The organism is Vibrio sp. B181a (assembly GCF_030248375.1).
In the GTDB taxonomy this organism is placed as follows: Bacteria; Pseudomonadota; Gammaproteobacteria; order Enterobacterales; family Vibrionaceae; genus Vibrio; species Vibrio campbellii.
Window position 1 is genome coordinate 74,605 of record NZ_JAHGAD010000047.1, and the last position, 24,041, is coordinate 98,645.

Annotated in this window: 21 protein-coding genes; 13 read left to right on the plus strand and 8 right to left on the minus strand. The window is 46.5% G+C overall.

Annotation, left to right across the window (positions count from 1 at the left end; genetic code table 11):
* The first annotated feature begins 176 nt into the window (after positions 1–176).
* From KIO97_RS20750 to KIO97_RS20775, 6 genes are all read left to right on the plus strand, one after another.
* On the plus strand, positions 177–815 hold the full coding sequence (locus KIO97_RS20750; protein WP_285383832.1) for a lysoplasmalogenase: 639 nt from the start codon (positions 177–179) through the stop codon (positions 813–815).
* A 135-nt stretch (positions 816–950) separates the two neighbouring features.
* Complete coding sequence (locus KIO97_RS20755; protein WP_038863588.1) at positions 951–1,685, plus strand: amino acid ABC transporter ATP-binding protein; 735 nt, start codon at positions 951–953, stop codon at positions 1,683–1,685.
* A gap of 3 nt (positions 1,686–1,688) precedes the next feature.
* A complete protein-coding gene (locus KIO97_RS20760; RefSeq protein ID WP_005431322.1) occupies positions 1,689–2,486 on the plus strand; it encodes an amino acid ABC transporter permease in 798 nt (265 codons plus the stop codon).
* Between the two features lie 9 nt (positions 2,487–2,495).
* The gene (locus KIO97_RS20765) at positions 2,496–3,314 is read left to right on the plus strand and encodes a transporter substrate-binding domain-containing protein (RefSeq protein ID WP_045376531.1); all 819 of its coding nucleotides are present in this window, start codon (positions 2,496–2,498) and stop codon (positions 3,312–3,314) included.
* 170 nt (positions 3,315–3,484) lie between these two features.
* The gene (locus KIO97_RS20770; RefSeq protein ID WP_077263117.1) at positions 3,485–4,405 is read left to right on the plus strand and encodes an amino acid ABC transporter permease; all 921 of its coding nucleotides are present in this window, start codon (positions 3,485–3,487) and stop codon (positions 4,403–4,405) included.
* A gap of 92 nt (positions 4,406–4,497) precedes the next feature.
* The gene (locus KIO97_RS20775; protein WP_045373456.1) at positions 4,498–5,316 is read left to right on the plus strand and encodes an EAL domain-containing protein; all 819 of its coding nucleotides are present in this window, start codon (positions 4,498–4,500) and stop codon (positions 5,314–5,316) included.
* A 113-nt stretch (positions 5,317–5,429) separates the two neighbouring features.
* On the opposite strand, the gene KIO97_RS20780 is transcribed toward KIO97_RS20775, so the two are convergent.
* A complete protein-coding gene (locus KIO97_RS20780) occupies positions 5,430–5,969 on the minus strand; it encodes an RNA-binding S4 domain-containing protein (RefSeq protein ID WP_010649343.1) in 540 nt (179 codons plus the stop codon).
* Positions 5,970–6,095: 126 nt separating this feature from the next.
* Between KIO97_RS20780 and KIO97_RS20785 the strand changes: the two genes are divergently transcribed.
* Complete coding sequence (locus KIO97_RS20785) at positions 6,096–7,049, plus strand: endonuclease/exonuclease/phosphatase family protein (protein ID WP_285383833.1); 954 nt, start codon at positions 6,096–6,098, stop codon at positions 7,047–7,049.
* Here the strand turns inward: KIO97_RS20785 and cra are convergent.
* The gene (gene cra / locus KIO97_RS20790) at positions 7,039–8,034 is read right to left on the minus strand and encodes a catabolite repressor/activator (RefSeq protein WP_038889264.1); all 996 of its coding nucleotides are present in this window, start codon (positions 8,032–8,034) and stop codon (positions 7,039–7,041) included. The two genes, KIO97_RS20785 and cra, sit on opposite strands and share 11 nt — an antisense overlap.
* A gap of 394 nt (positions 8,035–8,428) precedes the next feature.
* Here cra and fruB point away from each other — a divergent pair, with 394 nt between their 5' ends.
* The 3 genes from fruB to fruA are packed head-to-tail and all read left to right on the plus strand — an operon-like array spanning position 8,429 to position 12,313.
* On the plus strand, positions 8,429–9,562 hold the full coding sequence (fruB, locus tag KIO97_RS20795) for a fused PTS fructose transporter subunit IIA/HPr protein (protein WP_285383834.1): 1,134 nt from the start codon (positions 8,429–8,431) through the stop codon (positions 9,560–9,562).
* An 11-nt stretch (positions 9,563–9,573) separates the two neighbouring features.
* Entirely contained in the window at positions 9,574–10,548 is a 975-nt protein-coding gene (pfkB, locus tag KIO97_RS20800; RefSeq protein WP_285383835.1) for a 1-phosphofructokinase, read from the plus strand.
* 19 nt (positions 10,549–10,567) lie between these two features.
* Complete coding sequence (gene fruA, locus KIO97_RS20805; protein ID WP_285383836.1) at positions 10,568–12,313, plus strand: PTS fructose transporter subunit IIBC; 1,746 nt, start codon at positions 10,568–10,570, stop codon at positions 12,311–12,313.
* Positions 12,314–12,543: 230 nt separating this feature from the next.
* On the opposite strand, the gene KIO97_RS20810 is transcribed toward fruA, so the two are convergent.
* The 4 genes from KIO97_RS20810 to KIO97_RS20825 all read right to left on the minus strand — a co-directional run bounded on the left by KIO97_RS20810 (position 12,544) and on the right by KIO97_RS20825 (position 18,732).
* Positions 12,544–13,257, minus strand: coding sequence for a hypothetical protein (locus tag KIO97_RS20810; protein ID WP_285383837.1), 714 nt, complete (start codon positions 13,255–13,257; stop codon positions 12,544–12,546).
* A 281-nt stretch (positions 13,258–13,538) separates the two neighbouring features.
* Complete coding sequence (locus KIO97_RS20815) at positions 13,539–16,598, minus strand: efflux RND transporter permease subunit (RefSeq protein WP_285383838.1); 3,060 nt, start codon at positions 16,596–16,598, stop codon at positions 13,539–13,541.
* A complete protein-coding gene (locus KIO97_RS20820; protein ID WP_285350233.1) occupies positions 16,598–17,659 on the minus strand; it encodes an efflux RND transporter periplasmic adaptor subunit in 1,062 nt (353 codons plus the stop codon). The genes KIO97_RS20815 and KIO97_RS20820 overlap by 1 nt, the downstream gene beginning before the upstream one ends.
* Complete coding sequence (locus KIO97_RS20825) at positions 17,659–18,732, minus strand: efflux RND transporter periplasmic adaptor subunit (RefSeq protein WP_285383839.1); 1,074 nt, start codon at positions 18,730–18,732, stop codon at positions 17,659–17,661. Before KIO97_RS20825 ends, KIO97_RS20820 begins: the two co-directional genes overlap by 1 nt.
* Before the next feature lie 163 nt (positions 18,733–18,895).
* Between KIO97_RS20825 and KIO97_RS20830 the strand changes: the two genes are divergently transcribed.
* The gene (locus KIO97_RS20830) at positions 18,896–19,621 is read left to right on the plus strand and encodes a TetR/AcrR family transcriptional regulator (RefSeq protein WP_285383840.1); all 726 of its coding nucleotides are present in this window, start codon (positions 18,896–18,898) and stop codon (positions 19,619–19,621) included.
* Positions 19,622–19,830: 209 nt separating this feature from the next.
* On the opposite strand, the gene gcvT is transcribed toward KIO97_RS20830, so the two are convergent.
* Complete coding sequence (gene gcvT / locus KIO97_RS20835) at positions 19,831–20,949, minus strand: glycine cleavage system aminomethyltransferase GcvT (RefSeq protein ID WP_038889273.1); 1,119 nt, start codon at positions 20,947–20,949, stop codon at positions 19,831–19,833.
* Between the two features lie 267 nt (positions 20,950–21,216).
* On the minus strand, positions 21,217–21,840 hold the full coding sequence (locus KIO97_RS20840) for a helix-turn-helix domain-containing protein (protein ID WP_005431308.1): 624 nt from the start codon (positions 21,838–21,840) through the stop codon (positions 21,217–21,219).
* A gap of 378 nt (positions 21,841–22,218) precedes the next feature.
* On the opposite strand from KIO97_RS20840, the gene KIO97_RS20845 reads away from it, so the two are divergent.
* Together KIO97_RS20845 and gcvH are read left to right on the plus strand one after the other, a co-directional pair.
* Positions 22,219–23,514: a serine hydroxymethyltransferase gene (locus tag KIO97_RS20845; protein ID WP_005431251.1), complete on the plus strand. Its 1,296-nt coding sequence runs from the start codon at positions 22,219–22,221 to the stop codon at positions 23,512–23,514.
* Between the two features lie 51 nt (positions 23,515–23,565).
* Positions 23,566–23,946: a glycine cleavage system protein GcvH gene (gene gcvH / locus KIO97_RS20850; protein WP_005431364.1), complete on the plus strand. Its 381-nt coding sequence runs from the start codon at positions 23,566–23,568 to the stop codon at positions 23,944–23,946.
* The last annotated feature ends 95 nt before the right edge of the window (positions 23,947–24,041 follow it).

The following is a 24,041-nucleotide window of genomic DNA, read 5'->3' on the forward strand; positions in this document are numbered from 1 at the left end:
TGACAAAACGATATAAATTGAACTTTTCTGCTAAAAAAATAACAAACAGGCGATAGTTCGATGTTGTTGTGTAAGCCGATGACCAAAAACAAACCAAGTGCTTACCAATCGAAGTGTCACTTTTTTGCTTGCTCATAAAAAATGAGCGTTTAGTCGTCTATTCAAGAGTTATTCGTATGTGGCTGATTGTCGTAGCTTGCGCGCTCATACATATCATCAGCATTAAGACTGGCCCTAAGTGGTTATTCTTTTTGACCAAACCGCTTCCAATCACAGCAATGATTGGGATGTTAATGCTGTCTCCGGCAAGTCACCTTCCCTACACCCAGTGGATCATTGGCGGGCTCTCATTGTCGCTCATGGGCGACTTAATCTTGATGCACCCAAAAGACAAGTTTCTTGCAGGCATTAAACTGTTTTGCCTTGCTCAAATTAGCTATGCCTTGGGTTTCATCAATATGGCGGCTTGGCATTTTACTCCATGGATTCCCTTTGCCGTATTTGGTGCAGGACTGTGTGCCTATTTCTTTTTTAAGCCCGATTTAGGGAAAGAAAAGTGGTCGGTGGCAAGCTACATCTTTGTTTTGATGACCATGCTTTGGATGGCATTGGAATACTACGCCAGTGGTAAAACCCAATCGTCGGCGTTCGCCGTACTAGGCAGCTTTATCTTCACCATGTCTGGTGTTGTCCTCGCCTTCGAACGATTTGGCAGTACATCGGTATTTTCTCGCCAAGTGGTGATGACAACTTATTACTCTGCACAGTTTCTTATCACCATGTCTGTCTTCGCAATTGTGATCCGTTTTCTCTAAAACTGACTATATTATCGGTTAGTTTTGTCATGAGTTATTTGCTCACCAGTTGGACAGTTTACCTCTGATAAACAGGTGCAATACGGTTAATAACTTGTTATTGTAGAAAGAAATTTATTCTAAAAGTTGGCAGCCTTGAAAGAGAAAAATATCGTCGTAGAGTTCAGCGGCGTTAACAAGTGGTATGGCGAATACCACGCCCTTAAAGACATTAATTTTTCAGTACACACCGGTGAAATCGTGGTCGTTTGTGGCCCTTCCGGCTCAGGTAAATCGACACTAATTCGTTGCATCAACCACTTAGAATCCATCCAAGAGGGCGAGCTCAGCGTCTTTGAGCATCCTGCAAATTCCAAAGCACAAAAACCGGGTAAAGTCGGAATGGTGTTTCAGCACTTTCATCTTTTTCCGCACCTCACGGTTTTAGAAAACCTGACTCTTGCCCCAATCCGCACTCTGAAGCTGTCGAAGCAGGAAGCAGAAGAGCGTGCAATGCATTATCTCAAGCGCGTTAACATCGAAGAGCAAGCCAACAAATACCCAATTCAACTGTCTGGTGGTCAGCAGCAACGTGTGGCTATCGCACGCTCGCTCTGTATGGAGCCAGATTTATTGCTGTTTGACGAGCCAACCTCGGCGCTCGATCCTGAAATGATCAACGAAGTGTTGGACGTGATGGTGGAGTTAGCACAAAGTGGCATGACCATGATTTGTGTGACTCACGAAATGGGTTTTGCGAAAAAAGTAGCGAATCGAGTGGTATTTATGGACGAAGGTGAAATCATCGAAATGAACTCACCCGTTGCACTGTTTGAAACCCCTCAACACCCTCGTACACAAGCGTTTTTGAATCAGATTCTGAGCTACTAGCCAATGGTATTTCGAATCCTAAAACCCGTTTTACAAGCCCTACTCCAAATCGCGATTCTACTGATTGCGATCGTTTGGGTGCTTGATTCCGGCGCACAAGCGATGGGTTATCAATGGCAGTGGGAGCGTGTGCCTGACTACATCGCGTTTTACGAAGATGGCGAATGGTGGCCAGCCGAGTTAATAGAAGGCCTCATCGTCACACTAAAAATTTCTGCCATTAGCCTGTTTTTCACATTAGTAATTGGTTTGGTTACCGCACTGCTGCGTCTAAGCAACTCCAAAGTTGGTAATGCGATCGGCACTACTTACGTAGAGTTAATTCGTAATACGCCATTGTTGGTGCAAATCTACCTACTCTATTTCGTGTTTGGCCCTGTTATTGGGCTAGATAGATTCAGTACCGCCGTTTTAGCGCTGTCCCTTTTCCAAGGGGCGTACACCGCGGAGATCTTCCGTGCAGGCTTAAACAGCATTCCCAAAGGTCAATTTGAGGCAGCGAAAAGCTTGGGATTGTCCCCTCTCTTTGCGTACAAAGATGTGATTCTCCCTCAGGTACTCCAACGTACCTTGCCACCATTGACCAATGAAGTCGTGTCACTGATTAAAAACTCTTCGATTGTGAGTGTTATGGCGATCTTCGACCTCACCACCGAAGCGAGAAACATCGTCTCTGAAACGGCGATGCCTTTTGAAATCTGGTTTACTGTGGCAGCAATCTACCTTGCTCTCACATTATCACTTTCTGGCTTATCCGCTTGGCTGGAACACAAACTAGGAGCCAGTTGGCGCAAATTATAAGGAGATAACATGAAGTTATTCAAAGCGACCATTACTGCATTATTAGGGCTTGCGATTGCTTTACCTTCATTAGCCAATGAAGAAGCCGCAACGCCGAACGTAGATCAAATCAAAGAGCGTGGCACGTTGCGCGTTGGTATGTCGACATTCGTGCCTTGGGCAATGCGCAACAAACAAGGTGAACTGATTGGTTTTGAAATCGACGTGGCGAAACGATTAGCCGCAGATTCAGGCCTCAAAGTCGAGTTTGTCCCAACCGCGTGGGACGGCATCATCCCTGCTCTATTAGCAAAAAAGTTTGACGTAATCATCGGTGGTATGTCGATTACTCCAGAGCGTTCAAAAAGCGTACTTTTCACTGAACCTTATTCACACTCTGGCGTACAAGTTGCCGCAAACAAAGAACTAGCAGAAGGTTTTAGCGAGTTTTCAGATTTTGACTCTCGCCGTGTGAAGATTGCCGCTCGTCGTGGGGCGTTCACTGTGCAAGTAGCGCGTGAGACTTTCCCTAAAGCGAAGATCCTTCAGTTCGATGACGACGCTCAAGCATTCCAAGAAGTACTAAACGGCAATGCACACGCAGTGATTGCATCAAGCCCGAAACCAGAGCACGAAGCGATCAAGCACGCAGACAAATTGTTCATTCCATTTTCAGAGCGTCTGTCAAAAGGCAATGAAGCCTTCGCCGTTCGCCTAGGTGAGGAAGACAAAAAGGCCTTCTTCAACCAATGGATTGAAGCTCGTACGCAAGACGGTTGGCTAGATGAACGTTACGAGTACTGGTTCTCAACGTTAGATTGGCAAGACCAAGTTGCACAAGGCCAATAGCCCTCGCAGTTACTCATAAAGTCATAAGCTGTCGCGGTTGCTCATAGCGTCAGAATAATGAGCACTTTCACAGCCATTGCAACTTTTACAATAAATACAATTTTTACAATAAATACAATGACCGACTCGTTTAACGGGTCGGTATTTATCTTTACTACCGGAGTCAAACCTTGAGCGGACAAACCACCACTCGCGTTGCACCAACCAAAACCAATTCAGGCTTTTTCTTAAGTCGTTTTAACCTACTTGATTGGGTGCTGCTGGCCATCTGTGCATTGGCTGGTGTTTGGCTTTATCATCGTTCTACCGTTGGCGTAAATTACATCTGGCATTGGAAAGAAGCCATTGACCTGTTGTTCACACCAAGAGCAGACGGCGGCTTACCGTATTTCTTTCAAGGCTTAATTTCAACGCTGCGCCTTAGCGTCTGGGGCATCGTATTCGCGTTGGTACTAGGTACCTTGCTCGGGTTGGCTCGCTTTTCTGATTCGGCATGGCTGCGCACACCAGCCAATGCGTTTATTCAATTGGTACGAAACATTCCGCCTTTGGTGTTCGTCTTCATCTTCTACTTCTTCATCTCTAACCAATTAATCCCACTACTTGGGCTAGAAGACATTTTACGCAACTACCGTGGCGAACCTAACGCAGTTCAAAGCTTCTTCTTTGGTCCTGCTAACCTTTGGGAAAACTTAGCCTCTGGTGTCCTTTGTGTTGGTCTACTTTCCTCGGCTTACATCGCAGAAGTCGTGCGTGCTGGATTGCAAAGCGTCGATAAAGGCCAATGGGAAGCCGCAGATTCACTCGGATTATCATCTTGGGTTAAATACCGCTTTGTCATTGCACCGCAAGTATTGAAAGCCATTACACCAGCACTGGCAGGTCAGACCATCTCACTGGTGAAAGACACCTCCATCGTATCTCTTATCTCGATTCAAGAAATGACCTTTGTCGGCACAGAGATGGCAAACTCATCTGGCTACATTTTCGAAATTTGGCTGATTGTCGGCTTCGTTTACTTCCTGATTTGTTTCGGTCTATCAATGTTTTTCAGATACATCGAGAAAAAATCGGAATCTAATTCAAATTAACTCAATAGGCTTCAAAATAAGCCAGCGTAGCGCTTCAAATCGGAATTCCATCCTGTTACAGTCCTTCGCATGCTATTATTTTGGCGTTTTTCATGGAGTTAAAGAAGCAGTCCGATTACGAGCAGTACATAAGGCAGGACAGCCTTGGTGAATACTACGTTGTACTCAATCAATACACTTTTCACAGTGTTTATCAGCCTATCTTTGATAAACACCAGAAAATGATCGGTATGGAAGCCCTACTGCGCATTCGTGGTGCTGATGGTGCCTACATACGTCCCGATCTGTTCTTTACTGATAGCAGTATTGATACCCACTTTCGACTTTGCATCGAGTTCCTATCTCGAGCAATTCACATCCGCAACTTCGCTCGTCACTTTGCGGGCTCGCCGATCAAACTGTTTCTCAACGTAATGCCCCAAACGTTATTAACGCTTACCAATGACATGGGCTTTAAAGATAACGGATTACTCTACAAGCGATTATCTGAATTGGGTATGGCACCTTCTGATGTCGTCTTTGAAGTGGTAGAAGAAGCCTGTGGCGATACAGAGCTTTTGAGCCAAGCCGTAAAACTTATGCGTGCCAATGGCTTCTTGTTTGCGATTGATGACTTTGGCTCTCACCATTCTGATATGCCACGAGTGAAGCAGCTTTGCCCTGATATCATCAAGATCGACCGCTCTTACCTACTCGACTATTGCTCTGGTGACACGCTCGCGATAGCCAATGCAGTCGAACTCGCCGATCAGATGAACGCTAAAGTCGTGATTGAAGGTGTAGAAGAAAACAGCCAGCTATCCGCGATGCAAGCACTGGACTTGGATTACTACCAAGGTTTTTATCTAGCGAAACCAAACTCGATTCACCATTGGACTGAGCAAAAAGCCCCAGCTAAGGTACTGCATTAAAAGCGTTAATACAGAGACGAATTAAGTCGTTTTAGATACAAAAGCGCCGCCTAGGTTACTCACCAAGGCGGCGCTTTTCTGTTTATGTCGACTCTAATATCGAAATGAGACGTTTAGAAGAAGTCGATAGAGTTGCGGCCACTCTTAGGATCGCGAACCGCTTGAGGCTTGTCGTCTTTCTTGCCTTTCTTAGCAGATTGAGACAATGCTTCTTTCTGGGCTTTACGCTCTTTGTGTGCAGCTTTACGACCAGTCGACTTAGGGCCTTTAACGTTCGCTTTCTCGTTCTTTTTCGAGCGAGACTTTTCTTTACGAGCCGTTTGCGCTTCTTTCTTCGCCTTCTTCTCTGCTTTTTGCTCTGCAGTTTCTGGTTCAGTCACTGGCGCATCACACACAACAACATAGTATTCTTGGTTGAACTCAAAGAAATCGCCGTCATACATTTTGCGACGCTTACGTGTTTCAAGCTCGCCGTTTACCGCAACGTAACCTTCTTCGATGATGTGTTTTGCCTCACCACCGCCACTCACCAAGTTTGCGATTTTGAAAAGCTTGTACAGCTCAATTGGGTGCGCGTCAACGTCGATACCGATCGCTTCGATCTCAATCTCTTCGCCTTCTAAATACTCTTCGTGTTCGTAATCTTGGGTCATGTTCATTACTCATTTTTCTTGATGAACGGAGTTTAAACGGAATGCGTACAAATAGAAACGTGATCTTCACTCAACTTGTCCAATTGGGTATATACTCACCCAATAACTCCTTGAACGAGCGATATTTTGTCTAATAAGAACCACATTACCTTTGCCACTGCCAACCTATTGAACTTTGTCGCCCCTCCTGGCGCGTATTATGATTTCGAGAACATTTACTCCCTCGACGATTGGCAGGACAAACTCACTTGGACCAAATCGCAGTTTGATCAACTCAATCCCGACATCATCGGCTTGCAAGAAGTGTTCAGTATTGTAGAAACCAAAACCTTCTTTGCTGAAATAGGTTATGAACACTTTGCCTGTGTCGATACGCCGAACATTGAAGGCGATTACATTTATTCTCGCCCAGTGGTTGCAGTGGCCTCTCGTTTTCCCATTGAAAGCTTTGAAGCGGTCACGTTCGATAAAGATACGCTCAATGCGTTTGGCGATATCGACGCGCCACCGTTCAGCCGCAAACCCGTTCGGGCAACCATTATTCACCCAATCATTGGGCATATCTGCGTGTACGTCACGCACTTGAAGTCACAACGCCCTGCAGACTCAGAGACACCAGAACAGGCCAGCAGACCCATTGCCCGCTGGCTATCAACACAACAACGGGGTTGGGAAGCTGCAATGCTGCGCGATGCAATGCAAAAGCACTATGCGAATAACCCGATGCCGACATTGTTGATGGGTGACATGAACCAAGCCATCACTAAAACAAGCGTTAATAACGTTTTGGTTGAACAATACGGTGACAGCGTCACTGACTTGCAGCTTTGTGATGGCTGGGAATTGCAAGTGGCACCATCGTTAGAATCAAGACCAGCAACACACTACCACTTCGCGAAAGGAAACGTGTTGGATTACATACTACTGTCGCAGGAGTTTGATGCGCACGCCGATGTATCCATAGCAGAAGTGACGAATTATCAAGTGCTGGATACACACCTAATTAACCCGTCTTTTGAGAGAGATAAAAACGCCAGCGACCACGCCTTTGTGGCGCTGACAGTAGAAATTAAGCTTTAGCGTCGTTGTGACGTTTCACGATCTTACGCGGAATCAACTCCACCCCAGCCTTATAGCGTTTTGCTGAAGCATTGAGAGCCAGCTCCATAGCGCTGTCGGCAATCAGCTCAAATTGCTGTGGTAGCGAGTTGATTTTGATTGGCAGAAAATCGAGCAAGCGGTTATCACCAAAGGTAGCCAAACGCACTTTGCCCATCAGTTCAGGCTTTTCTAACATTACGTCCAACACGCCTTCTAATAAGGTGTATGACATGGTCACTACCGCATCAGGTAGCTGGCCTTTTGCAATCCAACCTTCCAGAACCTTCTTCCCTTCTTCACGGGAGAAGTGCTGGCCATAGCCGACCAAAGCCTCGTTACCTTCTTGCTGGCAAGCAGAGCGGAAGCCCAGTTCACGCTCTTTAGAAACTTGAAGCTCTTCTAATGCGCCAATCAGGCCGATGGACTCAATCTCCGAAGACAGTACCGATTCTGTCAGCTCAAATGCTGCATCGAAATCTTCACTGATCACACAACAAAAGTGTTCATCATCCATAGGACGGTCGAGTGCGATTACGGGCGTGCCCGAGTTTTGCAGCTTTAAGTAATACTCACTGGCGGCAGGCATACTACTGGCGACAAACAACGCATCAATACGGCGGCTAACCAGCGCCTCTGCCACCTTCTCTTCGGTTTGCGGATTGTCGTCTGAGCAACCAATCAAAATTTGGTAGCCTGCTTTACGAGAGTTCTGTTCAATCAGTTTTGCTAAACGTGCGTAACTGGTGTTTTCTAAGTCTGGAATGATCAAACCAAACGAGCGAGAGTTGCCCGCTCTCAAAGAAGAAGCGGCGTGATCCGGTTTGTAATTGTAATGCTCAACCACCGCCATGACTTTCTTTTGAGTCTTTTCGCTGATGCGGTATTTCTGCGCTTTACCGTTAATCACATAGCTTGCCGTGGTCTTGGAAACCCCAGCTAATTTTGCTATTTCATCCAGTGTCATATTCTAAGCCCTGTTCTGTGCGCGGGATCATATTAATACATCAACGATCCTTCGATAAGTTGAATTATATGCTGAACCGATTCAGTATAAAAGCTGAAAGGATTCAGCAAAACTTAAAAATTGACAAGAGTCACCAAAATCAAGCAACACATACACGCTTTACTAGGCTATAAAAATAATAAAGCCGTGAACGGTTAGCCCCTGATTTTAAGAACGGTTTCGCTGAATGCTTTAAAAAATTTGACCAATTGCTGAATCGATTCAGTCGCCTATTAAGCAATACTGCTTAGCGAATAAATTGAGTTCAGCAACAACAGAACCACGCGTCACGCAGCCAAAACGCTGCGTAACCAAGATGAATTAGAAATAAAGACCTTAAGGCTGGAGAAGCACCATGCTTAAGCTAAGTAAGAACGACATTACCCTATCTCAATCCGCTACAGATAAATTTGAAGCGATCAAAAACATCGCTCAAAGCCTTACAGACAAAGGTCTGGTAGAACAAGGTTATGTAGAAGGCATGCTAAACCGTGAAAACCAGAACTCAACGTTTCTAGGTAACGGCATCGCAATTCCTCACGGTACGACCGACACGCGCTCAATGGTGAAAACCACTGGCGTTGCTGTACACCACTTCCCAGAAGGCGTTGAATGGGGCGATGGCAACAAAGTATTCGTTGCTATCGGTATCGCGGCGAAATCGGACGAGCACTTAGGCATTCTTAAGCAGCTAACAAAAGTATTGGGTGCCGACGGTGTTGAAGAGCGTCTACGCAATGCGAAAAGTGAAGATGACATCATCGCCCTACTTCATGGCGACGTTCAGTTAGAAGCGGATTTCGATGCATCTCTAATTCAACTGCAATTCCCAGCGAGCGACATGATTCAGATGAGCGCGGTTGCTGGCGGCCTACTTAAAAACACAGGTTGTGCAGGTACAGAGTTCGTTGCAGACCTAGTAACAAAAACGCCTACACATCTCGGCCAAGGTCTATGGCTAGTTGGTAGTGATAAGCAAGTAACCCGTACTGGTGTTTCTTTTGTATCAACAGCCAATGATTGTGAGTTCGAAGGCGAGAAAGTACGCGCTCTAGTCGCTTTTGCTGCTTGCAACAATGCTCACCAATCTATCCTAAGCACGATTTCAAAGCTTGTATTCAATAACGAACACAGCAAACTGCTTGATGGTTCTGCTGAACAAATTCTTGCGCTATTTAAAGGCGAAGAAATGGAAGCGGAATCAACTGAAGATGGCAACACAGCAATTTTCAAGATCAAAAACGCTCACGGCCTACACGCTCGTCCAGGCGCAATGTTGGTTGCTGAAGCGAAGAAGTTCGAATCTACCATTCGTGTGGCAAACCTAGATGGCGACGGCAAAGCGGTGAACGCGAAGAGCCTAATGAAAGTTATCGCGCTAGGTGTGAAACACGGTCACCAGCTTCAATTCTCTGCTGAAGGTCCAGATGCTGCACAAGCACTTGAATCAATCGGCAAAGCAATTGCATCTGGTCTTGGCGAAGGTTAAGGGGCGAGAGAATGACAGCATTGAAAACAAACAAAGTCGTTACCATCACGCTTAACCCTGCCCTTGACCTAACAGGTTCGCTGGACTCAATTAAAGTGGGTTCTGTCAGCCTAGTTGAAAAGAGCAACCTACACGCAGCCGGTAAAGGCGTAAACGTAGCGAAAGTACTGAGCGACCTTGGTGCGGACGTTACCGTGACGGGCTTTCTTGGCAAAGACAACCCAGAACTGTTTCACCAGCTATTTAGCGATATCAACGTAAAGAACGAATTCGTTGAAGTAGAAGGTGCAACCCGTATCAACGTGAAATTGGTTGAAGCCGATGGCCAAGTCAGCGACATCAACTTCCCTGGTGTTCAAGTAACAGCACAAGAAATTGCTCGCTTTGAAGAAACCTTATTCCGCCTTGCAGAAACACACGATTACTTCGTATTGGCAGGCAGCCTACCGGGCGGCGTTACTGCAGAGCAATGTGCTGCATGGATTGAAAAGCTGCATCAGCAAGGTAAGAAAGTCTTATTCGATAGCAGTAAAGCAGCGCTGCGTTCGGGCATCGACGCTCACCCTTGGTTGATCAAGCCAAACGATGAAGAGCTAAGCGACTTTGTTGGCGAGCACCTAACCACACCAGCGCAATGCCAAGCAGCAGCACAGACGCTAAGCGACAAAGGCATTGAGAACATCGTGGTTTCTATGGGTGCAGACGGCGTGATGTGGCTGAACCAAGGCGAATGGCTGCGTGCCCAACCACCACGAATGAATGTTGTAAGCACCGTTGGCGCAGGCGATACGCTTGTGGCTGGCTTGTGCTGGGGTCACATGCAAGTGATGCCGAAAAACGATTTACTGCGCTTCGCTACTGCGCTTTCTGCCCTAGCAGTAAGCCAAGTTGGCGTTGGCCTAACCAGTCAGGAAGAACTGGAGAACATCAAGCTCCAAACGCAAGTAACCGAGCTTTACCCTAATACGAACTTAGACAAAAACTAAGGAACAGAAGGTTATCAGTATGAATATTGCCATTATTACAGCTTGTCCAAGTGGTGTTGCGAACAGCATCATTGCGGCAGGTCTACTAGAACAAGCAGCGGCGAAGCTGGGTTGGAACGCAAAGATTGAATGCCAATCAAGCGTGGTTGAACCAACACTGCTAACAGACGCTGACATTGAACAAGCAGAAGCGATCGTAATTGCGGCTAACACTCCAGTTGATACTTCTCGTTTCGTAGGTAAAAAAGTCTACCAAGCAGATATCAGCACCGTTGCAAAAGACGCAATGGCTTTCCTACAGACTGCGGTTGAAAACTCAGCAACACTAGAGCAAGCAACCACAGTTACGGCACAAGTAGCATCACCAGCAGAAAGCGCATCTGCAACGAAGAAGATCGTTGCGATCACAGCATGTCCAACTGGCGTAGCACACACCTTCATGGCTGCGGAAGCGCTAGAGGAAGAAGGCAAACGTCGTGGTCACCAAATTAAAGTGGAAACGCGTGGCTCAGTAGGTGCAAAAAACCAACTGACTGACCAAGAAATCGCAGACGCAGATTTGGTGATCATCGCAGCGGATATTGAAGTACCTCTTGACCGCTTCAACGGCAAAAAGATGTACCGCACTAAAACGGGTCCAGCGCTGAAGAAAACAGCGGAAGAAATGGACAAAGCGTTTGAACAAGCAACCGTATACCAACACTCTGGTTCTGCTAGCGCATCATCAGCGACAGAAGAGAAGAAAGGCGCATACAAACACCTAATGACAGGTGTATCTCACATGCTTCCAGTTGTGGTAGCCGGTGGTTTGATCATCGCCCTATCCTTTGTATTTGGTATCGAAGCATTTAAAGAAGAAGGCACGCTAGCAGCAGCACTGATGAACATTGGTGGTGGCTCAGCATTCGCATTGATGATTCCAGTTCTTGCTGGCTACATCGCCTTCTCTATTGCTGACCGTCCAGGTCTGGCTCCGGGTCTTGTGGGCGGTATGCTTGCTAGCTCAACTGGCGCAGGTTTCCTTGGTGGTATCGCAGCAGGTTTCATCGCCGGTTACGCTGCTAAGTTCCTTGCCGACAAAGTAAAACTTCCACAATCAATGGAAGCGCTTAAACCGATCCTTATCATTCCTTTCGTGGCGACACTGTTCACGGGTCTGGTGATGATTTACATCGTAGGTGGCCCGGTTTCAGGCATCATGAACGGCCTAACTGACTTCCTAAACAACATGGGTTCTGACAGCGCAGTTCTACTGGGTATTATCCTTGGCGCAATGATGTGTTTCGACCTAGGTGGTCCAGTAAACAAAGCTGCTTACGCATTCGGTGTGGGTCTATTGGCTTCACAAACTTACGCACCAATGGCGGCAATCATGGCGGCAGGTATGGTTCCTGCGCTTGGTATGGGCCTTGCGACATTCCTTGCTAAAAACAAGTTTGAGCAAAGCGAGCGTGAGGCGGGTAAAGCATCATTCGTTCTTGGTCTGTGCTTTATCTCTGAAGGTGCAATCCCATTTGCAGCGAAAGATCCAATGCGTGTTATCCCATCATGTATGGCAGGTGGCGCACTAACAGGTGCACTTTCTATGCTGTTCGGTGCAAAACTGATGGCACCACACGGTGGTTTGTTCGTGCTGCTTATCCCTAACGCAATCTCGCCAGTACTGATGTACTTGGTAGCGATTGCAGCAGGTACAGCGGTAACGGGCTTCACTTACGCGTTCCTAAAGAACAAATCAGAAGCGAAACAACAAGCTGCCGCTTAATCGCAAACAGCGATTAAATAACAGTTAACAATGCCTCCCTCGATTTGGCATTCGACACCTCCCTCTAGCCTCGGCTTTGGGAGGTGTTTTTTATTATGCCCAAGTAACCTCGATAGCCATGGGATCACAAATACCATATCGGGTGCAAGCGCCCCTAAAACAAAGGGCGAACGCTTATAATAAGTGTTCGCCCTTTTCTTGTTTAAGTTGGCAGTGTTTAAACCGACAATTTATTGCATTGGTACTGATTCAACATCCACATCACCGCTGCTCAAGTTCACTGTCGCATTGTAGACATTATGTGGGTCACCATGGTGTTTAAAGGTGAAGTGATACACGTTCACCGGGGTCCAAATCTGCTTATCATCGGCTGGCATAATATCGTAACCATCTTGTTGGTATAACTCGGTCGCCATAACATACGCCGTCGCGGTTTGTACCTGGGTATTACGATCAACTTTAGGTTCTAGTGAAGGGTTCGTTGGGTAAGACTCTCCGTTGTAACTCATCTGACGGTAAGCACCATTACTCCACACTACAAAGTCTTGCCAACCGTTACTGTAGCTGTCAATGAGTGCAATTGGTGTTCTTGTTACCGACATGCGGTTCAGTACTTTGCCGTTGTTATCGAACATATACGCCGTGCAACCACCACTTCCGCAGAAGAAACGGTCTTGGAATAACACCAAATGCTCTGCTGTGCCGTCACTATTCAAATCCGCTGATCCAGTAACATAACGAATTTTATCTGTTTCTAAAGAAAGGCCCTGTGGCATCAGAACGCTTTGGTCGATCCAAGTTGCAATTGTGGCTGCATCCGCGCTTTTTAATTCTACTGGCGCTTGAGAGTCTGCGTTATCGGTAGAGATGCCGTCTGTTGAAGAACAGCCAATTAGCGTTAGTGAGCCTAAAAGGAAGAGTCCGTGTAATCCGCGATTGTTCATTTGCGTTCGCTCTTTTATTGTTGATGTGCTCTTAGTATACGCAAGATTTATCAATCGCTTGTAAGAAAATCATAAAAATCAGTGAGGTGTACACTAAAGCACCACCCCTGCTTTTCGCCTTCATTCTCTTCTCGACTCTACACTCTCGCCTCCATTATCTTTCTCTCTCTTTCCTCTCGAATCTCATATCTCGCATCTTAATTCTCTCCGATCAAAAAAGCCCTGAGGAAAATCCCCAGGGCTAGGCAGGAATCTGACAATAATAAAAGTCAGGAAGTCCCTTATGCAGTGGTTGGTTTGATCTTAAACAGAATTGCAAACATGACTGGTACAACAATCAGAGTCAAAACTGTAGCAAAACCAAGGCCTGCCATAATCGTAATCGCCATTGATCCGAAGAATGCATCAAACACCAATGGAATCATACCGAGGATGGTGGTCAGTGCCGCCATACTTACTGGTCGAACGCGGCTAATCGCACTATCGACAATCGCTAAGTAAGGATCTTTGCCCGACTCCAATTCAAGGTTGATTTGGTCTAGAAGTACGATACCGTTTTTCAGAATCATACCGCTTAAGCTCAATAGACCAAGGAACGCGGTAAAGCTGAATGGCATATTCGTGGTTAACAAACCAAACGACACACCGATGATAGACAGCGGAACGGTGAACCAAATAACCAGTGGCTTCTTCAGTGAGTTAAACAGCAGCATCGTAATGATGAACATCAATAAGTAACCCATTGGCAGTGAGCCAAACAGACCTTCTTGTGCATCTTTCGATGACTCGTACTCACCACCCCAAGTGATTTCGTACCCTTCTGGAATATGCAGTGCCATCACTTTTGGTTGAACACGAGCAAACAAGCTTGCCGCTGTATCGTCACTCAGTACATCGTGGTCAGCCAGTACCGTTAGAGTACGCTTTCGGTCACGACGCTGAATTAACGGCTCTTCCCAATCCAGTTTCACTCCATCAATCACTTGGTCTACTGGAATGTAGCTTTGAAGCGATGGACTCCAGATATTCACGTTCTGCAGTGATTCAAAATCCACACGTTCCGCTTCTGGCAAACGCGTCATGATAGGCAGAATGTGCGTACCATCGCGAAGGAAGCCCAGTGTGCTGCCACCAAACGCCATTTGTAGTGTGCTTGAAAGATCTTCTTTCGAGATACCTAAGCGGCGCGCTTTAGACTCATTAAATACAGGCACTAACTCTTTAGTGCGCTCACGCCAGTCATGACGGATATTACGAGCTCCCGGATCAGTATGCAGAATGTCTTCGACTTGCACAGCTAAGTCACGCAGCACTTGTGGATCCGGGCCAGTAATACGCGCTTCAATCTTAGACGCTGGAGACGGACCAAACTCCATCAACTTGAACTGGAACGTTGGCTTGTCGAACGACTTCGCTAGGCTGTCATCCAACTTGTGCAGCAGCTTAAACATGTTCTCGCGGTCTGTCGTGCGAACTTGGAACTGTGCGTACGCTTCGTAGCTTTTCTCTGGTTGGTAAGTCAGAGCGAAACGCTGCAAACCTTGACCAATCGACGCTGAAACAAAATCGACATCATCTTGTGTACGAATGTAACTTTCTACTTCTTCCGCTTTCTTGATGGTCTCGCGAATGTCTGTGCCTTCTGGCATCCACATATCAACGTAGAACATTGGCGTGTTGGATGGTGGGAAGAACTGTTGCTTCACACTCCCAAACGCAACCACAGCACCAACTAACAACGCCACCATGCCTGCTACCGTTAACCAACGGAAACGAAGCGCCAGTTTAAGAGACGCACCAAACGCGACGAACAACCAACCTTTGTATGGGTCTTCATCTTCTGCATCTGCGTTCTTGTCTTCTTCTTTTAATAGAAGATCGGCTAGGAATGGCGTTAGCGTAATCGCCGTAATCCAGCTCAAGAATAGTGAGAAACATAGAACCCAGAACAGCGAGCCCATGAACTCACCAGTCGCATCTTGTGACAGACCGATAGGTGCAAACGCGGTAATAGCAATGACTGTTGCACCAAGCAGCGGCCACTGTGTTTGTCTAACAATGTCTGTAGCGGCTTGAACTTTGGTTCGTCCTTTCTTAAGACCCACCAATATTCCCTCTACCACCACGATGGCGTTGTCCACCAGCATACCAAGTGCAATGATCAGCGCGCCAAGTGAGATACGGTGCAGCTCAATGCTGTTGTAGTTCATCAAGATGAAGGTACCGAATACCGTCAACAACAAAACCAAACCGATGATCACACCACTGCGTAGACCCATGGTGAACAGCAGTACGATGATTACGATAGCAACCGCTTCTGCCAAGCTAATAACAAACGCTTTTACAGAATCGTCTACTTCTTGTGATTGGTTGTAGAAGTAGTTCATATCGATACCAGCGGGCTTGATGGTCTCAAGGCTTGCTAGTTCAGCTTCAATACGTTGACCGACTTCTACCACGTTTACGCCAGAAGCAAACGAAATACCGATGTTAATCGCTTTCTTGCCGTTGTACAGCAGCACATTGCCTGGTTTTTCTTGAATGCCACGGCTGATGGTCGCCACGTCTTTCAAGCGAATCAGGTTACCCGTATCGCGACCATGAATAATCAGGTTCTCTAGTGCTTCAACCGTGTTTAATGTACCGCTTGGGCGAATAATAAGGCTCTCGCCGTTTACCATTACCTCACCTGCAGAAACCACATTGTTCTGTTGGTTCAGCAAGCCAGAAATTACATTCATGTCGAGGTTTAAAGCCGCCAAGCGATCCAATGAAATCTCAACAAACAGCATCTCTTGTTGGTCGCCAGCGATATCAACTTTACCCACGCCATCGATCAATTCGAGTTCACGCGTGAGTTGGTCTGCGTAACGTTTCAATTCTACGTAATCGTAGTCATCACCCGTTAGCATCAGCATTACGCCGTACACGTCACCAAAGTCATCAATGATTTGCAGAGATTGAACGCCTTGCGGCAAAGTTGGTTGCAGATCGTTGATTTTACGGCGCATTTCATCCCAGATTTGCGGCAATTCGTCCGGACCGTAATCCATCTTCATGCTCACCATAATCTGTGACATACCACTTGAGGACGTCGACGTAATCTTATCGATATAAGGCAGCTTACGAATCTCTTTCTCAAGCGGATACGTCAGCTCTTCTTCTACTTCTTTAGAAGTCGCACCAGGATAAGTCGCAATCACCATCGCATCTTTGATGGTAAATGCCGGGTCTTCCAAGCGACCAAGTTCTAGGAACGACGTCACACCGCCGATCGCTAGAATAACGATGAACAGCCAGCTGATGACTTTGTTCTTAATTGAGTATTCAGCAATGCTCATTATTGTTGTTTCTCCACCACATCCACATGCTTACCTTCGCGCAGTTTACGTAAGCTGGAATTCACTAATACATCGCCTTGAGCAACACCTGATGACACAATTGCACCTTCGCCATTAACTTGGTCGATGGTTACTTCCACTTTAGTGACGGCGTCACCATTTAATTTCCAAACAAAAAACTCACCATCTTGATTGCCCGCTTGTAATGCAGTCATTGGGATGTTGTAGCCATCAATGGAAGTAATACCTGCTGCTACCATGTCTACTGCAACGCTTACGCTGGTACCCGGCAGAATCTCTTCCTCAGGTTGTGGCATAGTTAGATACATTTGGTAAGTTTGCGTTTGAGCATTTGGCTCACTGGTGTGCTCCAAATAATCCAACGCATAAGATTTCGCGTCACCCGAGAACGTGGCTTGAGGCTGGTAGCTCATGCTTTGCGTATTTGGATTCACCATCGCAAGTACGTTGTCTGACAACTCGATACGAACGTACACTTTGTCGCTCTGATAAAGGTTTAAAACCGGCTCACCAATCGCAACACGCTCAAATCGCTCTTTGAATACATCCGAAACCTTGCCCGCAAACGGTGCGAACAAACGTGTGTAGTTCAATTGGTTTGTCGCGTTGTAGAAGTTTGCTTCCGCCAGTTCTTTGTTTGCTGTTAGTTCATCCAGCTCCGCTTTTGAAATCATTTGGCGGTTATGCAGCTCTTCACCACGTTTAAGCTGACGAATCGCAAGCGTGTATTGTGCTTCTGCGTCGTTGACCGCTTGCTTCTCTTTGCTGTCGTCTAGCTTGGCGATCATCTGGCCTTGTTTCACCGTGTCACCCGCTTTGACTAACACATGCTGAACTTCGCCTGCGCGACGGAATGCAATTGGCGTTTGCTCGGCAGGCACAACCTGACCTTTAAATGTGCGGTATTGGCTTTTTACGGGAACATCGACTGATACTGTCGAGACATACAAAGGCTGCTCTGCGATCACTTCGTCTGTACTGTTACAACCAGTGAGTACCGCCAGTGCGATAGCCGATACTGTGAATAATGAACGTTTCATTAGATACCTTCCTCACGAACCCAAGCTTTCACCACTTGGCCTTCCACTAGGCGTTCAACACCTGCGATAACCACGTAGTCGTTGTTATCTAAACCAGACTCCACAGCGCCATTAGCATTTAGTGACAAGGTCACTTTATTCACTTGCTGCGTATCGCTGTCCATTACCCAAACCTCACCATGAGCGGCGTCTTTCGACACCCAAGCCGCATTTGGTAGCATCATCGCGTCTGATACGTTTTGCTTCGGAATGTGTACTTGCCCTGTCATGCCCGTTAGCAAGTTACGATCAGAAGGACGCGTAATCGTCACGATCGCTTCATAGCTGTTGGTATCAGCATTAGGTTGGGTTGAGATTTCCTTGAATTTGCCTTGGATGCGGTTGTTTGGTTCGCTGTCCATCGTCACCCACATCTCTGCGTCTTTAAGTGAGTTCAATGACACTGCTTCGGCGTAAGTCACAGGCAAAGTAAACGACACATCCAAAGTAGTGTTGTCGATTAGGTTTAGGATTTCTTGCTTAGCAGCAACCACTTGGTATGGCTTCACGTAGGTATAAGACACCACACCATCAAACGGCGCATGGATCTCTGTGTAGCTCAAATCGGTTTTCGCTTGCTCTAAGTTTGCCAGTGCCGCTTTGTATCGCGTTTCTTGTTGGTCGTAACTGTCTGTACTAATCAGCTTCTTGTTGTACAAACTTTTTGAGCGTTCCCATTGGGTTTTTGCTAATGCGTACTGCGCTTGTGATGCATCAAGCGCCAGCTGCAAATCTTTTGGGTCTAGCGTTGCAAGTACATCGCCCTGCTTCACCTCTTCACCCATTCGCACGATCAACTTCTCAATTTCGCCACCAACCTGAAACGAAAGTTGCGCTCTGTAGGTTGCATCTATTCGTGCAAGGAATGCATCGGAATCGGCAACCGTTAGAGCATTAACAGCAAGCAATTTTACTGGTTTGATTAATGGTTCGGACGGCTCTGATACAGCTTTGTTACACCCTGTCAGCATCGTGGCGAGGCTCAATGCCACCGCTGCTCCGACAAATGTGCGCTTTAAGTATTGTTTTCGCACTGGCTTTCTCCATCGACTTTATATTTATTACACAGTCGTGCAGTATATTGATCGCAAAAAAATGATCAACATATTTTCCATGTGGATAATAAAATAATTAGTCAAAGTGTCCGGTTTCTGGTAAAAATAGGCGCGTTGATTAATATTCGGGAAAATTCGAACTATGACAGAAAGAAAGCAAGGCCGTAGAAGTGCCGAAGCCGCTGAGCAAACTAAGTGCCTGATTCTTAGAGTCGCGGCAGATATGTTCTGTGAGTTAGGGTACGAACGAGTTTCGCTTCGCAACATCAGTGAAAAGGCTGGTGTCTCCCATAGTTTGATTCGCCACCACTTCGGCAGTAAAGAGAAGATCTGGCAAGCAGTGAGCGACGGCATGGATGACTTCATGCAAAGCTACATGGCGCAACTGGTCAACGAAATGCCAGAAAACACCCCGTCTAATCAAAAAATCTACTTGTTCATGGTAAGAATGCTGGCATTTGCACTCATGAGCCCGCACCCAATCCAAATGATTGCGGATGCGATTCGCCAAGACGACGACGCCCTACTGCAATACTTCTTACGTTCGGAAGATGAATTCGCGGCGATCTTCACTCAGCTATTCTCAGAATATAATCGTGAGTTCCCTGAGACACCGACCGATCAATGGGAATCAAAATGGCAAATGCTGCTGTTCGCTCATGGCGCAGTGAGCCTAACGCCGATGATGCAAAAAACATGGCCAGCGATGGCAGAAAACCGAGATAAGCTACTGATCAACCATTGGGAGCTGTTCAACACCATCATGGCGAACCAATTTGGCATCAGCAAAGAAGACATGATTCACCCAGAGCATTTGAGTGAAATCGTGATTAAGATGTGCTGTCCGATTGAAGAGCTGACCGCTTAACAGGCGCCTGTTCAACAAACATAAAAAATGCCGAGCACTGAGCTCGGCATTTTTGTTTGTACTTGTCGCTTGAGCGAGGAAACGAAAGGAACCTACTCCATCGTTACTTATTCCTAAACGCAGCACTGTAGTTATGCAGCGCGTGGGAGGTAGATTCCTAGTCTCGCTGAATGACGATCTTTAATTAGCTCACTCAATCAATAAGCTAATTATCCGCGGTAGTAGCGTTGTGGTACGAAAGGCATTTTTTCTACCGTCATTGGTAGCATTTTGCCACGTACTTCTGCGAACAACTCTGTACCGATCGCCGCAAGGTCTGCGCGTACATAACCCATTGATACTGGCTTACCTGCGTTAGGGCCTGCTGTACCACTGGTTACCACACCGATCTTGTTGCCTTCTGCATCGTATAGCTCCGCGCCTTCACGCACTGGTGCTTTGGTTTGACCGACTAAGCCAATACGCTTACGAGCAACATCTTTTGTTTCGATTTGCTTAAGAATGATGTCTGCACCTGGGAAACCACCAGCACGCTCGCCATCAGCGCGACGTACTTTTTGAATACCCCATAGTAGGCTTGCTTCAACAGGCGTTGTTGTTGTGTCTAGGTCATGACCGTATAGACACAGACCACACTCTAGACGCAGTGAGTCACGTGCGCCAAGGCCGATCCACTCAACTTCTTCTTCGCCAGTTAGCTTACGAGCAAGCTCTTCTGCTTTGTCAGCCGGTACCGAGATTTCGTAACCATCTTCGCCCGTGTAACCACTACGAGAAACAATGCACTCAACGCCGAGTAGTTCAACTTTACGAACGTCCATAAACAGCATCTCTGCTACTTCAGGAGCAAAGCGTGCTAGTACCTCTGCCGCTTTAGGGCCTTGAATCGCAAGCAGTGCGCGATCATCGATGATTTCTAGCTCAATGCCAGAAGGAAGATGCGCTTGAAGATGCGCAATGTCTTGTTCTTTACATGCTGCGTTTACTACAACAAACAGATGATCGCCAAGGTTAGCCACCATCAAGTCGTCCATGATGCCGCCCTGCTCGTTAGTGAAGAACGCGTAACGCTGTTTACCTGCACCTAGGTCAACAATGTCCACTGGAACCAAAGTTTCTAGGAATGCTGCTGCACCGTCACCAATCAAACGAAGTTGACCCATGTGAGAAACATCGAACAGACCTGCTGCATCACGAGTGTGTAAGTGTTCTTTCTTTACGCCTAGTGGGTATTGAACTGGCATGTCGTAACCCGCGAACGGGACCATCTTTGCGCCTACTTCAACATGAAGTGCATGCAGTGGTGTTTTCAGAAGTTCTTGAGTCATTTTCGTCTCCATTTAGATAGACCCGAGAATGCTGTCGGCATTCGCATCGAATAATGTTTCCAATAATAAACACGCTTGATTCAATTTTGCACGAACAAGACATCCCTCGACTTTCAAAAGTGTGACTTTTAACATTTTAATCACAACAAAACGCACAAAAAAGGCGCTCTGTTGAGTGAGATATCATCAACAGAGCGCCATCATAACGCATTCAAAACCAATAGCAATCGTTTGCCTTCACTATAGGAAATTTACAACTATTTATCACTATTTGGCTGTGACCCACAAAATGTGCGCGTCTTCCTCACTCACACTGGTCAACATATGACCCATGTTCGCATCGTAATACACACTGTCGCCTTCGCTTAATACAACAGGCTCATAGAACTCAGAATAAAACATCACTTCACCGGACAAGATAAGCAAAAACTCTTCGCCATCATGACGAACCCAGTCTTTGTATTCATCAAAACTGCGGGCACGGATTTGGCTTTTAAAAGGCATCATTTTCTTATTGGAAAGTTGAGTCGCCAGGAGCTCATGCTCGTAGGTTTGGGTTGGGTGTGGTTTACCCTCTTTCTTCTTGGTCACATCTCTACGCCCTGTCGCCACCTTTTTTCTTGGTGGTTCAAACAGTTGCGGCATATCGATTTGCAAGCCGTGCGCTAATTTTTGCATGGCTTGGAACGTCGGAGAAATCTGTTCGTTCTCTATCTTACTTAGCGTAGAACGCGCCAGGCCAGTACGTTGGCTTGCCTCTTCTAACGTAATGCCGAGTTTGGAGCGGATATCTTTGATGCGTTGACCGAGCTTAAGCGGTTCAATATTTTGGTCTTGCTGCTCTTTCGCCAACGTCATTGACGGGTATTCATCGTAAATACTTTCTGCCATAAATCCCTCTTTAAAACTCCCTTATTCCTTTCTATTAGCATTGTGCATGAAGCCTATAGTGGATAAAAGTCCACCGAGTTAATTAAAGCGTGCTCTTGTTAACAAAACCAGAAATCTCGTTTCCTATAGGAAATTTTTGGTTGATTGTTCGTGCCGCAGGCGCTATGTTACCAACTTGTTAGATGTAGAGATGCACATTTCCGTAAGAGATTGGAGAAGGAAAACCACAATCCGACGGAGTTTTGCCCACTTATTCGGGCCGAAAGTCACTCTGTTCTGCTATGCAGTTCAGCTGTTTTGAGGACAAATGAGCCACCATCGCAATCAAACAACTATTTCTACTGCGGGTTCATTTTCAGATTTGGAAGGTCAACTACCATGAACAAGAGTTACCCTAACCACAGCTTGGAAAACTTTTTCTCTACCAACCTCTCTGCGACAGATGACGCTGTCTTTGCTGGAATTCAGGCAGAATTCGCTCGCCAAAACGAACAAATCGAACTTATCGCTTCTGAGAACATCGTTTCTAAAGCGGTAATGCAAGCTCAAGGCACATGCCTAACAAACAAATACGCTGAAGGTTACCCAGGTCGCCGTTACTATGGTGGTTGTGAGCACGTAGATACAGTGGAAGCCATTGCTATCGAACGCGCGAAAAAACTTTTCAATTGTGAATACGCAAACGTTCAACCACACTCAGGCGCACAAGCAAATGGCGCAGTAAAACTGGCACTGCTTCAACCTGGCGACACCATTCTTGGTATGTCTCTAGACGCAGGTGGCCACTTAACGCACGGTGCTCGCCCAGCGCTTTCTGGTAAATGGTTTAACGCAGTGCAATACGGCGTTGACCGCGAAACACTAGAAATCAACTACGACGACGTTCGTGAGCTAGCACTTGAGCACCAACCTAAAATGATCATCGCAGGTGGTAGTGCAATTCCACGTACTATCGACTTCGCAAAATTCCGTGAAATCGCAGACGAAGTAAACGCGATTCTTATGGTCGACATGGCGCACATCGCTGGTCTTATCGCAACAGGCGCGCACCCTAGCCCGCTTCCTCACGCTCACGTTGTTACTACGACAACACACAAAACATTGCGTGGCCCACGTGGCGGTATGATCCTGACTAACCACGAAGACATCATTAAGAAAATCAACTCTGCGGTATTCCCAGGTTTACAAGGCGGCCCACTGATGCACGTGATTGCTTCTAAAGCAGTGGCATTCGGTGAAGCCCTAGGTCCTGAATTCAAAACTTATATTGATTCAGTGATCAACAACGCAAAAGTCATGGCAGAAGTATTGCAAACTCGCGGTTGCGACATCGTAACTGGTGGTACTGACACGCACCTAATGCTGGTTGACCTTCGCCCTAAAGGTTTGAAAGGTAACAAAGCAGAAGAAGCACTAGAGCGTGCAGGCATCACATGTAACAAAAATGGCATCCCATTCGACACAGAGAAGCCTATGATTACATCGGGCATCCGTTTAGGTACGCCTGCGGGTACAAGCCGCGGCTTTGGCGCTGAAGAATTCAAACTCATTGGTAATTGGATTGGTGACGTACTGGATGGTTTGGTTAGCAACCCAGAAGGTGACGCAGAAGTAGAAAAACGCGTACGCAAGCAAGTGAAAGAGCTTTGCAGTCGCTTCCCTCTTTACCAGTAAACGATTTTTTATATCAGAATAAATCCTGACAAGTTATTTGGAGATTAAGCAATGGACAAAACACTGAAGTTTACAGATAGCCACGAGTGGGTACGTGACAACGGTGACGGCACAGCAACTATCGGTATTTCTGAGCACGCTCAAGAGATGCTAGGTGACGTGGTATTCGTTGACCTACCAGACGTGGAAGATGAAGTCGAAGCAGGCGAAAGCTTTTCTTTGGTGGAGTCTGTAAAAGCGGCTTCAGACATCTACTCACCAATCACTGGCGAAGTAGTTGAAATCAACGAAGAACTAGAAGACAGCCCAGAGCTAATCAACGAAGAACCATACGAAGGTGGTTGGATTGTGAAAGTGAAGCTTTCAGACCCATCTGAGTTGGATGACTTAAAAGATGCGGAAGAATACCTAAGCTCTATCGAAGAAGAGTAATTAGGATGAGACGAAAGCTGTCCCCTAGCATAACGATTAGTGGACAGCTTTTTTTCTAGGTTCGGACGTATAATTTAGATTATCAGTAGCGTAAA

Excerpts from the sequence above, each read along its gene's own strand:
- KIO97_RS20815 (WP_285383838.1), bottom strand. The coding sequence starts at position 16,598 with ATGAGCATTGCTGAATACTCAATTAAGAACAAAGTCATCAGCTGGCTG.
- KIO97_RS20810 (WP_285383837.1), bottom strand. The coding sequence starts at position 13,257 with ATGAACAATCGCGGATTACACGGACTCTTCCTTTTAGGCTCACTAACG.
- cra (WP_038889264.1), bottom strand. The coding sequence starts at position 8,034 with ATGACACTGGATGAAATAGCAAAATTAGCTGGGGTTTCCAAGACCACG.
- KIO97_RS20830 (WP_285383840.1), top strand. The coding sequence starts at position 18,896 with ATGACAGAAAGAAAGCAAGGCCGTAGAAGTGCCGAAGCCGCTGAGCAA.
- KIO97_RS20750 (WP_285383832.1), top strand. The coding sequence starts at position 177 with ATGTGGCTGATTGTCGTAGCTTGCGCGCTCATACATATCATCAGCATT.
- KIO97_RS20845 (WP_005431251.1), top strand. The coding sequence starts at position 22,219 with ATGAACAAGAGTTACCCTAACCACAGCTTGGAAAACTTTTTCTCTACC.
- KIO97_RS20765 (WP_045376531.1), top strand. The coding sequence starts at position 2,496 with ATGAAGTTATTCAAAGCGACCATTACTGCATTATTAGGGCTTGCGATT.
- KIO97_RS20760 (WP_005431322.1), top strand. The coding sequence starts at position 1,689 with ATGGTATTTCGAATCCTAAAACCCGTTTTACAAGCCCTACTCCAAATC.
- KIO97_RS20840 (WP_005431308.1), bottom strand. The coding sequence starts at position 21,840 with ATGGCAGAAAGTATTTACGATGAATACCCGTCAATGACGTTGGCGAAA.
- gcvT (WP_038889273.1), bottom strand. The coding sequence starts at position 20,949 with ATGACTCAAGAACTTCTGAAAACACCACTGCATGCACTTCATGTTGAA.
- fruB (WP_285383834.1), top strand. The coding sequence starts at position 8,429 with ATGCTTAAGCTAAGTAAGAACGACATTACCCTATCTCAATCCGCTACA.
- pfkB (WP_285383835.1), top strand. The coding sequence starts at position 9,574 with ATGACAGCATTGAAAACAAACAAAGTCGTTACCATCACGCTTAACCCT.
- fruA (WP_285383836.1), top strand. The coding sequence starts at position 10,568 with ATGAATATTGCCATTATTACAGCTTGTCCAAGTGGTGTTGCGAACAGC.
- KIO97_RS20780 (WP_010649343.1), bottom strand. The coding sequence starts at position 5,969 with ATGACCCAAGATTACGAACACGAAGAGTATTTAGAAGGCGAAGAGATT.
- KIO97_RS20775 (WP_045373456.1), top strand. The coding sequence starts at position 4,498 with ATGGAGTTAAAGAAGCAGTCCGATTACGAGCAGTACATAAGGCAGGAC.
- KIO97_RS20820 (WP_285350233.1), bottom strand. The coding sequence starts at position 17,659 with ATGAAACGTTCATTATTCACAGTATCGGCTATCGCACTGGCGGTACTC.
- gcvH (WP_005431364.1), top strand. The coding sequence starts at position 23,566 with ATGGACAAAACACTGAAGTTTACAGATAGCCACGAGTGGGTACGTGAC.